The organism is Methylomagnum sp. (assembly GCF_054333355.1).
The window spans coordinates 1-13,835 of record NZ_JBTEKS010000002.1; the positions used below are offsets into that span (position 1 = coordinate 1).

The 13,835-nt window shown below is 62.8% G+C and carries 6 protein-coding genes; 3 read left to right on the top strand and 3 right to left on the bottom strand.

Annotated features, from left to right (window positions below; translation table 11 throughout):
- Positions 1-72: 72 nt before the first annotated feature.
- The gene (gene mrcB, locus ACXWUF_RS00400) at positions 73-2,415 is read right to left on the bottom strand and encodes a penicillin-binding protein 1B (protein WP_458492663.1); all 2,343 of its coding nucleotides are present in this window, start codon (positions 2,413-2,415) and stop codon (positions 73-75) included.
- Between the two features lie 356 nt (positions 2,416-2,771).
- Positions 2,772-6,443 carry a PKD domain-containing protein gene (locus tag ACXWUF_RS00405; RefSeq protein ID WP_458492664.1) on the bottom strand — a complete coding sequence of 1,224 codons (3,672 nt, stop codon included), beginning with the start codon at positions 6,441-6,443 and terminating at the stop codon, positions 2,772-2,774.
- A gap of 555 nt (positions 6,444-6,998) precedes the next feature.
- On the opposite strand from ACXWUF_RS00405, the gene ACXWUF_RS00410 reads away from it, so the two are divergent.
- Genes ACXWUF_RS00410 through bstC form a run of 3 tightly spaced genes read left to right on the top strand, consistent with a single transcriptional unit; the run spans position 6,999 to position 11,504 of the window.
- A complete protein-coding gene (locus ACXWUF_RS00410) occupies positions 6,999-9,818 on the top strand; it encodes an MMPL family transporter (protein ID WP_458492665.1) in 2,820 nt (939 codons plus the stop codon).
- On the top strand, positions 9,818-10,663 hold the full coding sequence (gene bstB / locus ACXWUF_RS00415) for a sterol transporter periplasmic substrate-binding protein BstB (RefSeq protein ID WP_458492666.1): 846 nt from the start codon (positions 9,818-9,820) through the stop codon (positions 10,661-10,663). The genes ACXWUF_RS00410 and bstB overlap by 1 nt, the downstream gene beginning before the upstream one ends.
- Before the next feature lie 4 nt (positions 10,664-10,667).
- Positions 10,668-11,504: a sterol transporter outer membrane protein BstC gene (gene bstC / locus ACXWUF_RS00420; protein WP_458492667.1), complete on the top strand. Its 837-nt coding sequence runs from the start codon at positions 10,668-10,670 to the stop codon at positions 11,502-11,504.
- 737 nt (positions 11,505-12,241) lie between these two features.
- On the opposite strand, the gene ACXWUF_RS00425 is transcribed toward bstC, so the two are convergent.
- Positions 12,242-13,687, bottom strand: coding sequence for a malic enzyme-like NAD(P)-binding protein (locus ACXWUF_RS00425; protein ID WP_458492668.1), 1,446 nt, complete (start codon positions 13,685-13,687; stop codon positions 12,242-12,244).
- Positions 13,688-13,835: the final 148 nt, after the last annotated feature.

Sequence of the window (13,835 nt, forward strand, 5' to 3'; positions counted from 1 at the left end):
GCTATCGTACACTCATTCTAAAAACGTTCTAATGGCGGCGACCCGCATCCGGGAACCAGTGGCCCAATCCCCTCAAAACAACTCCTTAAGCCAAGAACCACCGGCCTCGGTGGGCGCGGGCTGATCGCCCCCACAGGCCGCAAGCTGCGTGGGAGCCGTTCCGGCGATGAACGGCATCCGCACGGCACCCGCGCATCCTTGGTCGGTGCGCCCCCCACTGGCACGATCCACCCACGCCCAGTCCACATTGTCCGGCAATTCCAATTCCAGCGGCTCGCGGCTGACCTGGCGCATGGTCGAGGCCCACACCTTCAACGCCCCCTGCGCGCCGGTCAGACGGGCCGATTGATTGTCGTCCCGCCCCACCCACACTACCCCCAGATAATCGCCCGTGAATCCGGCGAACCAGCTATCCCGCAAATCATTGGTGGTGCCGGTCTTCCCCGCCGCATTGAAATCCGCAGGCAAATAGGCGTAGGCCGGCTTGCCGGTGCCCTGCCGCATCACTTCTTGCAGGGCGGTGTCCACGAGGTAAACGGCGGTCGGGTCCAGCCGCTGCTTGGTGTCGATCCCATAGCGCTGCAATCTGGCCCCGTCCTGGGAAACCACGTCCTGGATGCCCCGCAAGTGGGTGACGAAGCCGTTGTCCGCCAAGGTCTGATACATCTGGGCCACCTCGAAAGGCGTCAGAACCGCCGTGCCCAGCAGCAGCGACGGCACCAGCTCCAGCGGCTTGTCCACCCCGAGCTTGCGCAGGGTCTTCGCCGTGTGCGCCACGCCCACGTCCATGCCCAGCCGCACCGTCGCCAAGTTGTAGGAATGGGCCAGGGCCCGGTACAAGGGCACGGTGCCGTGTTCTCGGTTGTCGTAGTTCTTCGGCGTCCAGGCCGCGCTGCCCGGGTTCTTGATGCGGATCGCCGTGTCCTGCAAGGGCGTCGCCAGGGTGTACTTCTTGGGATTTTCCAGGGCGGTGAGATAGACCACCGGCTTGTACAACGAGCCGATCTGCCGCGCCGCGTCCAACGCCCGATTGAAGCCCGCCGCCTCCGGGTCGCGTCCGCCCATCAAGGCCACGATTTCCCCGGTCGCCCGCCGGGTCAGGATGGCCGCGCCTTCCAACTGGGTGGACTTGGTCTGGGCGTCCAGCTTTTTCAGGTTAGCCGTCATGGATTCTTCCAGTCGCCGCTGAGCGTTGATGTCCAGCGTGGTGAATATCCTGAGGCCCTCGGACGTCAGGTCTTCCGGCTTGTATTCCTGCTGCAACTGGCGGCGCACCAAGTCCAGGAAGGCCGGATAGCGGCTGATGGATTGATGGGGATTCTCCACCACGTCCAGCGGATGGGATTGGGCCTCGGCGGCCTGGGCGGCGTCGAGATGGCCCTGCGCCACCATTTCATCCAGCACCAAATCGCGGCGTTTCAACGCCCGGTCGGGCGCTTTGAACGGGTCGTAATAGGATGGCCCGCGCACCAGCGCCACCAACAGCGCGACATGGTGCAGGTCGAGTTCGTCTAGAGAGCGGCTGAAATAGTATTGGCTGGCGAGTCCGAAGCCATGAATCGCCCGCGCCCCGTCCTGCCCGAGATAAATCTCGTTGAGGTACGCCTCCAAAATTTCGTCCTTGGAATAGCGGGCGTCGAGGATGAGCGCCATCACGATTTCGTTGGCCTTGCGCCACCAAGTCCGCTCGGAGGTGAGGAAGAAATTCTTCACCAACTGCTGAGTCAGGGTGCTGCCGCCCTGGACGATGCCACCCGCCCGGAGGTTGGCCCAGACCGCCCGCAGGATGCCCCGCGCCGACACGCCGTGATGCTCATGGAAATTGCGGTCCTCGCTGGCGAACAGCGCCTTCAACAGCAAGTCGGGCGCCTGGTTGAGCTTGATGAGTACCCGGTCCTCTTTCAGCGCCGGATAGAAGCTGCCGATTTGCACCGGCTCCATGCGCAACACCGGCAGGGCGCGGCCCGTGTCCACGTCTTCCAGCGTCACCACTTGTTTACCGGCGAATTGGGCGCGGACTTCCCGTGCCGGCTCGGGCTTGTCCCAGAATTTGAATTCGCGGGTCTTCAGAACAATTTCGTTGCCGGTGCGGACGTAGGCACCTTGCGACGACAGGCTAGGATCAGCGCGGAATTTCAATTCGCCGAGCAGCCATTCGAGGCCCGTTGCGTCCAGGTTCGATCCGACGAATAGCTCCGTGGGCGCGGCATAGACACGGGCGGGCAAGGCCCAGCGCTTGCCCTCGAACTGCTCGCGGACCACATAGTCCTGGTAGGCGACATAGGCCACGAGTCCGGCGAGGACGAAGGGGGCGGTGAAAAATAGGAGGCGGCGGAAGGAGGAAGGGAAAAACCCGGAGGCTGGTTTGGCGGGGCGCTTGGAACGGCCCTTGCCTTTGCGTCTGGATGTCAGCATGAAGTCAAACTTGCCCTGGCGGGCGGGGAAACGAAGGAGGGGCTATTCTACACGGCGGGATTGGGGCGGGAAGGCTGTGGCTCCATCAGAGCATGGTGAAGCCGGTTAGCCCGAAGTGATGGGTTCCGCTAAGGCTCCACCTATCCTATGCACTCCAGAAGAACCTCCCAAAAATTAACGCCCGAACCCGCCCGAACCTTGCGGCCCGGGCGCGTCCGGGCGTTGTGGTAACTATCGAGGAAAACAACCGGGGCAACGCGGGTGTCCGCCCTACCCCGGCTATTTAGCTTCCCGGCGGTTGTAGGTCGGCCTTCAGTCCGACCTATCGGGCTAAAGCCCGACCTACGGCGAGCTGCTTAGTGGTGCCCTCCCGAACCACCCGAGGAGTTGCTAGCGGTCACCGCTTGCGGCATCGGCGGCATGTGCAGCTTGGCCGCAGGCCAGCCGCCCGTGGGCGATTTAGGGTTGGGCGCCCCGGTGAAGCTCTTCGCCAAGCTATGGCAGAGAGCGCAGCCGATGACCTGATCCTTCGCCACCTTGACCGGCTTGCCTTGATCGTTGGTCAAGACCCGATCCACAAGCGACCGCGACAAGCGGGTGCCCTTGTGATCCGCGCCATGGCAGGCGGCGCATTGGTCTTCGCCATCCGGTCCCGGCTTTTTGGCCATGTCGTTGTGCCAGCCGCCGTTCAAGCCGTCCTTATGCTTGCCCGCGCTGGTGTTGATAGCGGCACCTTCCGCGTGCTTGTACCAATACTCATCGCCCACCGGGTGCATCCCGTGGGGACCGGCTAGGAAGGCTTTCGCGCTGGCAGGGCCAACCACGCTGCCGTCGCGCACGCCCTGCCCTACCCCTAAGCCGCTGGTGCCGCCATCGGTGGCGACCAAGCCAGTCTTGAAATCGTCCTTGATATGGCAGGTGGAACATTCGGCGATGTTGCCGTCGTAGCCCTGGAGTTGGCGGGCGGTCACGTTGTCGTTGGCGTTGGGGTCTTTATTGGGCCACAGGCCATGCGAACCGCCGTGACAGGTGGAGCAATTAAGGATGCCGTTCGGCCCGGACCCATGCACATCGCCGCTCTTGCGGTAAAGCACCTGGGAAATTTCCCGGTCCACAAAGATCGTGTCGCCTTTCTTGGCGGCCAGCCCCGCCGCGACCTGGGCATCCGTCGCCGCCACTTTTTCGGGCCGCGATTCCTTGCTGGGCATGACCGCGAAGCGGGCATTGACCGGATGAATCGTCGCCGCCGCCGAGTCGCCGTCCTTCCAGCCCTGCTTCAAGGCACCCGCGCTGTAGTAATGATTCAAGCCCGCTTCGCCGTTCTTATCCAGATTGGCGTCGCCCACATGGCAAGAACCGCAGTTCGGCTCGTCGATCCACTGCCGCCGGAAATCCACGGAAGACAGGGTGTTGGGATCGTCCGGCCCCATCTGACCGCCCATGGTCAGGTTCTGGTCGTACATCTCGTGCGGGTAAACCAAGCCCACCGCCAGCATATCGCCATGGCAGCTATCGCACTTCAAGCCAGCGGAATGATGCACGTCACGATAAGCCTTCTCGGTCTTGCCGGTATGGCAGGTCAGGCAGTTTTTCTCCATGGGGATTTTTTCGCCCACCGGCAGCATTTCCTCGCCCAAAGAATGACGGGGGAATTGCGCCGGGTCCCAGTTGTTGCGCGGGGCGAAGGCTGGCACGGCGGACTTAACAGTGTAATTGCCGTTGGCGTCCTTGGTGTAATACTGGCCTTCCTCATCCAGATGCACCGAATCCCAGCCGCGCCCGCCGTACATGATCGGGTGGCCGCGCTCGTCGCGGATCAAGTCGCCCTTGGCGTGGGCCTGGCGGTCGGGGGCTTCCTGGGCGGTCACGTCCCGTTTGTAGACCTGCATCTTGCCGTGGAAAGCATGTTCGGTGCGGGTGTATTGGGACAGGGTTGTGACCAAACTCACCGCCGCCGCGCCGTAGTCGTACTTGAGGGTGCTGGTGTGGTGGGAGGCGCACATCGTGACCGAGTTGCGGGTGGTGTACTGATCGTCCACCACTTCGGTGAACACGTCGTCGCGGGCGTTGTTGTAGTTGATGGGCGTCATGTAGTCATGGACCAGCATGTTGTTCCAACGCGCCGCCTTCTCCTGATTGACCCAGTTGTCCTCGCCATAATCCTTGGCTTCCTTGAACTTCAGTTTGATCTGCAATTTCCAGGTCGCGTCATTGCCGGGATTGGTGGGGCTGGTGCTGCCGTCCGGCTTGAGCCAGCGCGATTCCGCAACGCGATCCGTGCGTAAGCCATTGGCGTCGTATTGCAGAACGATACCGGGCGCGACCAAGGCTTGAGTGGGATTGAGCGGGAACTTGCCATCGAAAATAGCGTGTACCGCCGGGCCGTAACCGTATTTCTTGAAGTCGGCGATGGGGTCGCTGGTCAAGCTGATGGTGGCCGGATAATCCGGCGGCAGCGGGAATGCGCCCTTGCCGGTGGCGGGTCCGGGCGTGCCGTCGGCGTTCAGCAATTCGGTGATGCGCACCGGCGTCCGCCAGATGTCCTCGGAACCTTTCTTGCCCTTGGCGTGGCATTCCCGACAGCCGGTGTCGGACGCGGTGGAATAGACCGCATCCGTCGCGGCTTTCTTGGCCCCGCCTTCCCGCGCCTCGACCCGCAGCAAAGGAAACGGGTTGATCCGGCCCTGATCGTCCACGGAGGTGAGCGGAATGTTCTGCGCCACGAAGGAATTCTGGGACGCGCTGAACGCGAACGGCTGCGGCTCATTGGACTTGTAGGGGTTGGCGATGCCCGGCATGGCCCGCACGCCCGCCCCCTTGTCCACTTGGCCACGCAAGCCTTCATCGGGTTTCACCAAGGGCTTGGCCGGAGTGAAGGCGTTTTGCACATCCGCCTGGGACAGGCCCTTCTCCGCCACCGGGGTGGTCAGCTTGGAGGCGTTGGGCTGATGCACCTTATCCCAAAACTCGCTCTTGGCGATGGTGGCGCGGGTATAGGCGTGGTTGTCCTGGTAAATGGTTTCCCCGGTAGAACTGGCTTTACCCAGCGTCCCGGTGTAGTCGAAGTTGGCTCCGGTCAGACCGTCCTGGAAATAGTTCTGGCTGGTGGAATTAATGGAGTTGGCGCCCGCCGGATCGTTGGGATTGGACGCCGCTGAGTAATAGACGCTGACGACGGAAGAATCGACGATGGAAGGCTTCTGCGGCACCTTCCGAATCACTTGGGCATTCAGCGCGTTGTACGGGAACAGGGCGTTGTACGGAATATTGATCTGGCTGCCGCCCTCCATCCCGGTGTCCTCGAACGGGAACACGACTAACGCATCGCGGTCGTTGGCACCATTCGTCCCCGGCATGGCCGCCGCCTTGGCGGGCCGGGCCACGGGTTCAGAGACCGGCGGGTTGGGGTTGGTGCCGGGCGGCGGCGCCACGGACACGGTAATAGCATCCGCGCATTCGGCCCCGCTGGCGTCTGTGCCCACGGCCATGACTTGGTAAAGTCCAGCCAGATTGAAGGCGTGGGAAACGCTGCTCTTGTTTTGATCGGTAGCGCCGTCGCCGAAATCCCACCCGAAGGCCACGCCTTTATTTTTGGTGGCGATTTGCAGGGCCACTGGCGCACCCACAGTGGCCGAGCGGTCGCCGCCGACGATGCCGCAAGCGGGCGCGGTCTTGCAGGACTTGGCGGCACCCGCCACGGCGACGGCAAGCTCCGCCCCGCCCGCCTCGACCTGTAATTGGCAAGGAATGGCGTCCTGAGGGATTAAGAAATTGAAGCCGAATTTGGCGTCGGTCTGACCCGAGAATAGCAGCCGATGAGCGGCGGCGTCGTAGATGGACACTTGCGAGCCAGCGGGTATGCCTTTGGCTTTGCCGGTGACTTGGATTTTGCCGACCTTGTTGGTGAACTTGGCGACCGCTGTGATTTTTGGACTGGCGGCCAGCGTTGGTGGCGCGGCGATGGTCGTTGCCACCGCGAGCAGCGCCGCAAAACTCGCGTGCCGCCCCCCGTAGAATAGGTTAATCATGATGTTCCCCGTTCAATAAAGAAAAATAAAACCAGCCACTTGCGTCAAGCCTTGCCGCGTTTTGGGCGAGGCCGAAACCGGGCCGGATGAGGGGAAAGCAATAAGGACGCCATGCTGTGAATCGCCCGGCGCTTTGGTCAGGATGGACGTTGGTCTGGGCAGAGAAACAGCGCGAGGGCGGTTTTTATTGTTCTCAGCCAAGACAGAAAAGTACGTAATGAGCGGGGTTTTTGAATGGGGGCGAGCCAAAATGACTTAATCCGGTGTCTTTTCACTCGCGGGCGCTTTTTTGTAATCGTTGCCCGCGAATCAATCCGTTTCTTTCGGTAATTCTTGCCCATTAGGCCGGGCCGTCATACGTGTATGCCATATAACTTAATAACCATAAAGAATGTGCGATATAGCTTATTGATTTGCGGGTGTCGGTCAGCGCTGGTTGAGGATGACGTAATGTCTTGACCACGCTGGAGTTTGAAAGCGAGAAAGCGTGACTTTTCCCCGCCAGCCTTTACCATCGGTGGCTTTCCATCCACCAGATTTACCAGATTTCCGCCCATGCGCCTGGACCTCTCCCGACACGCCGCCCAACTCGCCGAGCAATGCGCCCGGCGTCCCTGGCATATCCTGACCCTCGCCCTGCTGGTTTCGCTGCTGTCCGTGTGGGCCACGGCGCATTTGCCCATCTACACCTCCCGCCAAGCGCTGCTGCCGCAGAACACCCCGGTGGCCGAACGCCTCAACGGGTTCTTGAAGAAATTCGGCGCCGCCTCGGATTTGATCGTGGTGCTGGAAGGCGCCCCGCCCGCCGAGTTGGAAGCCTACGCCAACACCTTGGCCGAACGGCTCCGCGCCGAGCCTGAAATAGGCCAGGTCAGCGAGCGGCTGGATGTCCGCTTCCTGCTGGAGCATGGCTTTTTGATGGCGCCGCCCGAACGGCTCGACCAGTTCGGCGCGGCGCTGGACAAGCTGGCGGGAATGGATTTGCCCGGCGATACCCGTGGCCTCGACGCCGCGCTGCGAAAGGGCTTGGCGTGGCTGGAAAAGCCGCCGCCCATGGGGGACACCGACCTCCACGCCGCCGAGCAAAGCCTGGAAGCGCTGGGCTTTTTCCTGGGTGAATGGCAGCGCTGGCTGACCGCCGAAGCCCCGCCCACCGATTTGGAATGGACCCGGCTGCTGGCCCAGTTCGGAGCGGGCGAACTCGGCAAGGGCTATTTCACCTCCCGCGACGGGCGGCTGCTGTTCCTGTTCGTCCACGCCAAGAATCCTTCCGAGGAATTCGAAGCCCTCGCGCCCTTCGTCGAGCGGGTCAAAACCGTGGCGGCGGATTTGGCGACCGAGGCCAAAGCCGCCGGACGCGCCGCGCCCAAGGTCGGGCTGACCGGGCTGCCGGCGGTCGAGTACGAGGAATATCTCGATGTGCGGAAGGACATCGTGTTCGTCGTGACCACTTCCGCTGGCTTGATCGCCCTGTTGATTCTGGGCGTGGTGCGCAGCGTCCGCTGGGCGCTCGCCATCTTCGTGCCGATGGGCATGGGCGTGGTGTGGAGCCTGGGGCTGGCGCTGTTGGGGGTCGGTCATCTGACCATCGTCACCGCCGGGTTCATCGCCATCCTGTTCGGGCTGGGGGCGGATTACGGCATCTTCACCACGTCGAGCATCGCCGAGCAACGCCGGGCCGGGAAGCCCTTGGTGGAAGCCATCGGCCTGGGGATCGGCGCGTCGTTCCACGCGGTGTTCACGGCGGGCGGGGCGTCCGTGCTGATTTTCGGCGCACTGACGACGGTGGATTTTCCGGGCTTCGCCGAATTGGGCCGGGTCGCGGCGGAGGGCGTGTTGATGATCCTGATTGCGACCTGGATGGTTCAGCCCGCTTTGTACGCGCTGTTGCCGCCGAAGCTGAAAGAGTCCCGTGGGCTGAGCGGAGCCGAAGCCAATCAAGCCGATGGTAAACCGGGGCTAGGTGATCCGGTTCGCTCCCTTCGACTCCGCTCAGGGAACGAAGCGGATCGTCTAGCCGCATCGCCGTCGGGAAGCGTTCAGCGGCGCGGCACACTCCCCCGCCCGGTGGCCTTCATCCTGGTCATTGCCGCCATCGGCTCCGCCGTGGCCGGGGGCGTGAAAGGCTTCTCCATCCCGTTCGATTACGACGTGCTGGCCCTGCTGCCCAAGGATTCGGAGGCCGCCCACTACCAGCGCCGGATGGCGGCGGAGAGTGATTACCAACCCGAGGTGGTCATCTTCACCGCCAAGAATTTGGCCGAAGCCCGCCGCATCACCGACGAGGCCGGTAAGCTCAAAACCATTGCCAAGGTGCAATCCCTGACCAACCTATTCCCGCCCGACGCCGACCAGCGCTTGCGGAAAGCCCGCGCCATCGGGGAAGCGGTGACGCAGGCGGACTTCGCCGAGAAGGTCATCCAGCTGGAGCGGGGCGGAATGCCCGAGAAGACGTTCGGGCTGGTGAAAACAGCGCTGGACAAGAGCCTCGACCCCATCGACAACTTCCAGGAACAGGCGTTTTCCGCCGGGCACGCCAATCTGGTGAAGGGCTTGGAACAAGTGCGCGGGTCCATCGAGTCTCTCCGCGCTGCTCTCGACCAAAATCCCGAGCGGGGCCGGGAACGCAGCGAGCTGTACTTCCGCACTCTGCTGGGTACGGCGGGCAGCGGACTGGGGATACTGAACACCTGGCGCAAGGTCGAACCGCTGGCCCCGGACCAGTTGCCCGCGAGCCTCCGGGACCGTTTCTTCGCCCCGGACGGCACCATTGCCGTATACGCCTTCCCGGCGGAAAGTGTGTATGATCCGGCCAACCTCGAACGTCTAACCCATGATGTCTACAGCGTTTCACCGGAGGCCACCGGCTTTCCCGTGACCCATCTGGAATTCTCAAAAATCGTCGTGGAGAGCTTTACCCGTGGCACGGTGCTGGCGGTGGTGGCCTGTCTGATTTGGCTGATGCTGGTGTTGCGCAGCTTGCGCGGGTTCGTCCTGGCGGCGCTGCCGCTGTTGATCGGCGGCGGCTGGATGCTGGGGGTCATGGCCCTGGTCGGCATCAAGTACAACTACGCCAACATCATCGCCTTGCCGTTGGTCATCGCCCTGGCGGTGGATTATGGCGTGTGGTTCAGTCATCGCTGGCTGGAGCTGAAGGACCACAGCCCCTTCCAGGTCAGTGTCATCGCCGGGAAGGTCATCCTGCTGGCGGCGGGCACCGAGCTGGCTGGACTCGGGGCCATCGCCATGGCGAATTATCGCGGCGTGTCCAGCCTGGGGCTGGACATCACCATCGGCCTGTTATGCTGCTTGCCAGCGACTTTAGTGGTGGCCCCGACCATCGGACAACTAATTGATTCAGGGAGGAAAACCTGATGCGTAAACTGACCTTCATTACCTTGCTCGCTGGCCTGCTGGCCCCGCTCACCCCGGCCAACGCCGCCGAATCCGCGCCCCCCATCGTTGTTTGCTATCCCGGCGGGCCGGTCAACGAGGCCGACGCCAACGGCGCCATGGCCGCGATGTTGCGGGTGGTCGAGCGGGTCGGCCAATGGCCGGCGCAAAGCCTCACCAGCGAGTTCACCGCCAAAGCCGCCGACTGCCGGAAGCTGCTGGCCGAGAAGAAGCCCAAATTCGCCATCACCTCCCTGGGCCTGTTCCTGGAAGAACGCGCCGCGCATCGCCTGGTTCCGGTCATCCAGCCCAAGATGAAGGGCGCCACGGTGGAGCGCTATCAGGTGGTGGCCTCGCAAGGCAAGTTCAAAAGCCTGGACGAACTCAAGGGCAAAGCGGTGGGCGGCACGGTGCTGGAAGAGCCGGAATTCATAGGCCGGATCGTGTTCGCCGGGAAGATCGACCCCGCTACCTTTTTCGACCTCAAGCCCTCGCGGCAAGCGCTGCGGGCCTTGCGTTCCTTGGATAGCGGGGAATTGGACGCGGTGATCCTCAACGGCCAGCAATCCGCCGGGCTGGCCTCCCTGCCGCTGAAAACGCCCGCCGAGGCGGTCTTCACGTCGGCGGACATTCCGTTGATGGGTCTCGCCGCCGACAGCAAAGCCACCACCGCCGAGGAGCGCGCCCGCTTCGCCAAGGCGCTGGAAGGCATGTGTACCGACGCCGAGGGTAAGAAGCTGTGTGATTTGTTCGGCGTCGAAGCCTTTCAGCCCGCCGCCCCGGCGGTGTTCGAGCCGATGGTCAAGCTGTGGGAAAAAGGGAAGTAGCCTGATGCGTAGCTTGCCTATCCTATCCGCCGCGCTGGCGCTGGTGGCCCTGAGTGGCTGCGCGAAGCTGCACCGGGGCATGGTAAGTTTCGGGGCGCTGTCCGGTTGCCCCGAGGAAACCGCCGCCACCCTGGCCGCCCGCCAGAACGAACTTGGTTCCCACAGCGACACGCCCGCGCTGCAATGTGCGCTGGATTTCCTGCGCAATACCCACGACCCGGCTGTGCTGCGGACCCCGTTGGGCAGCCGGGTTTGCCTGCGCCTAGCGGAGCGCCAATCGAACGCGGAGACCCGCGAGAAGCTGGCGGCGGAGGGCGTCCGGTTCGCCGACGAAGCCTTGGCCTTGGGCGCGTCGGATAAGGGCGCGGTGCATTATTACCTCGCCGCCAACCTGGGGCTGGCGGTGCGCGATCAGCCTACGCTAGCGCAACAAAATTTGCCCCGGCTGGAAAACGAAATGAGGCACGCGGTGGAATTGAGCCAGGACACGGACGACGGCGGGCCATTGCGGTTGCTGGGAATGCTCTACCTCAAGGCGCCGCCCTGGCCCGTCGGCATCGGCGATGGCGACAAGGCGCTGGATTTGCTCAAGCAGGCGGTGGACAAGCATCCCGCCCACCCGCTCAACCATTTGTTCTACGCCCAGGCGCTGTGGGAAGTGGAAGGCGACAGCGCCGCCCATCAAGCCAAGACGGAATTGGCTTCGGGCATGAAGCTGCTTAAGGACGGGGATTGGGGGTATAGCAAGGAGCCTTGGTTGAAGGAATTCGCCGAGGCGGAGAAGGAGATGGGGGAGGTTAGTGCGGCGGGGATTTCGGGGGCTGGGGTGGCGGTTCGGTAGGTTTTGTTGTGACTCCCGACTTCCGGGTGGGAGTCCAAAGCCGTTAAGGCGATTTCCGAAAATGCTTGTCACCGTTGATCTGGATGTAGGATGGGTAGAGCGTACTCGCGAAACCCATCGAGCCTGACACAGAGTGATGGGTTTCGCTTCGCTCTACCCATCCTACAGGTATGTCTTTTCCTGGAAATCGCCTAAGTTAAGGTTTGAGCCGTTCGCCCTGATGCCTGTCCTGAGCGTAGTCGAAGGGTATAGAAGGGTGAATGGCTCAAACCTTAACCGGCTGAAAATGAAGCCATTCATGGTTCGAGTACCCTGTCCTGAGGTATCGAAGGATCACCACGAACGGCTTAATTGTCACCGTGGCGACTTTGACTTAGAGCGCCGTTCACTCGGCTTCGATACGCGATTCGTAGGGTACGCTGTGCGTACCTTGCGGGGTCGGAGAGGTACGCACAGCGTACCCTACCGCCGTATCGAACTCGTATGAATGCCGCTATAAGTCAAGCGTGCGCGGGCTTTGATTTCGTTGGCTGAACCTGTCCTGAGCGCAGCCGAAGGGCGGAGTCGAAGCCAGCGAAATCAAAGCCTCTCGGCAGGTTCGCTTCGACTCCGCTCAGCGAACGGGTAGCCTAACTTAATGACAGTGAAGCGGCAGCTAGGGCACGAGCCGAAAGCGCAGCGGAATCCGGGATAGTTAGTGCCAGCATGGCCCCAGATTCCGCAAAGCTTCATCCGGCCTACACCGCCTCCCGCCGCGCCACCCCCGTCCGATAAGCCGCCTCCTCCACCGCGCTCGCCACCGCGTTCGCCACCCGCTTATCGAACACCGACGGGATGATGTATTCCCGGTGGACCTCACCGTCGGCAATCAGGCCCGCGATGGCGGTGGCGGCGGCCAGTTTCATTGCCTCGTTGATGCAGGTGGCCCGACACGCCAAAGCGCCCCGGAAAATGCCGGGGAAGCACAGCACATTGTTGATCTGGTTCGGGTAATCCGACCGGCCCGTCGCCATCACCGCCACGTAAGGCTCGGCTTCCTCGGGCATGATTTCCGGGGTTGGATTGGCCATGGCGAACACGATGGGCCGATCCGCCATGCGCTTCAATTCGCTCACGCCGATGGCACCGGGCGCGGACAGGCCCAGGAATAAATCGGCCCCCGCGATCACCTCGCGCACCGTGCCCCGCTCTCCGTTGGGATTGGTGGCTTCCGCGTATTCCTCCTTGGCCGCGTTCATGCCATCGGCCCGACCCCGGTAAATCGCGCCCTGCCGGTCGCAGCCGATCACGTTCCGCACGCCCGCCGCCATAATCATCTTGGTGCAGGCCACGCCCGCCGCGCCCGCGCCGTTGACGACGACCTTGATGTCTTCCATCCGCTTGCCGACGATTTTCAAAGCGTTGATGAGCGCCGCCAGCACCACCACCGCCGTGCCGTGTTGGTCGTCGTGGAACACCGGAATGTCCAACTCGGCCTGCAAGCGCCGCTCGATGTCGAAGCAGCGCGGCGCGGCGATGTCCTCCAAATTGATGCCGCCAAACACCGGGGCGATGGCCTTCACGGTACGGACGATTTCGTCGGGGTCTGTGGTGTCCAAACAAATGGGGAACGCATCCACCCCGCCGAATTCCTTGAATAGCATAGCTTTCCCCTCCATCACCGGCAGCGCCGCCGCCGGGCCGATGTCGCCCAAGCCCAGCACGGCGGTGCCATCCGTCACCACGGCCACGGTGTTCTTCTTGATGGTGAGGGTAAATGCTTTATCCGGCTCCGCGTGGATGGCCTCGCACACCCGCGCCACGCCCGGCGTGTAAGCCATGGACAGATCGTCGCGGGTTTTCAGGGGCATCTTCGAGACGACTTCGATCTTGCCACCCAGATGCATGAGGAAGGTGCGGTCGGACACATGCACGACCTCGACCCCGTCCACGCCGCTCACCGCCTTGACGACTTCCTCGCCATGGCGGATGGATGCGGCGTCCACCGTGACATCGCGCAGGATGTAGCCCTCGCCGACGCCCACGATGTCGATGGCTCCGATGCTGCCGCCCGCCCCGCCGATGGCCGTGGCGACCGCTCCCAACATGCCGATGCGGTTGGAGAGCTTGAGGCGCAGGGTGAGGCTGTAACTGGCGCTCGGGATGCTTTTGGTGAATTTTTGGGGGGCGGACAAATCGTTCATGGGGCTTACCTGTGGTGATGCTTATCGCCCCACGATCATAGCCCCGAGACCGGCCAGCGGGTTGCTACTTTGAGGATATGATTCAGTGCCGGGAATGAGCATGGCGCATAGGCGGTGAATGCCATTGCACAATTCGGTAGGGTGGGAA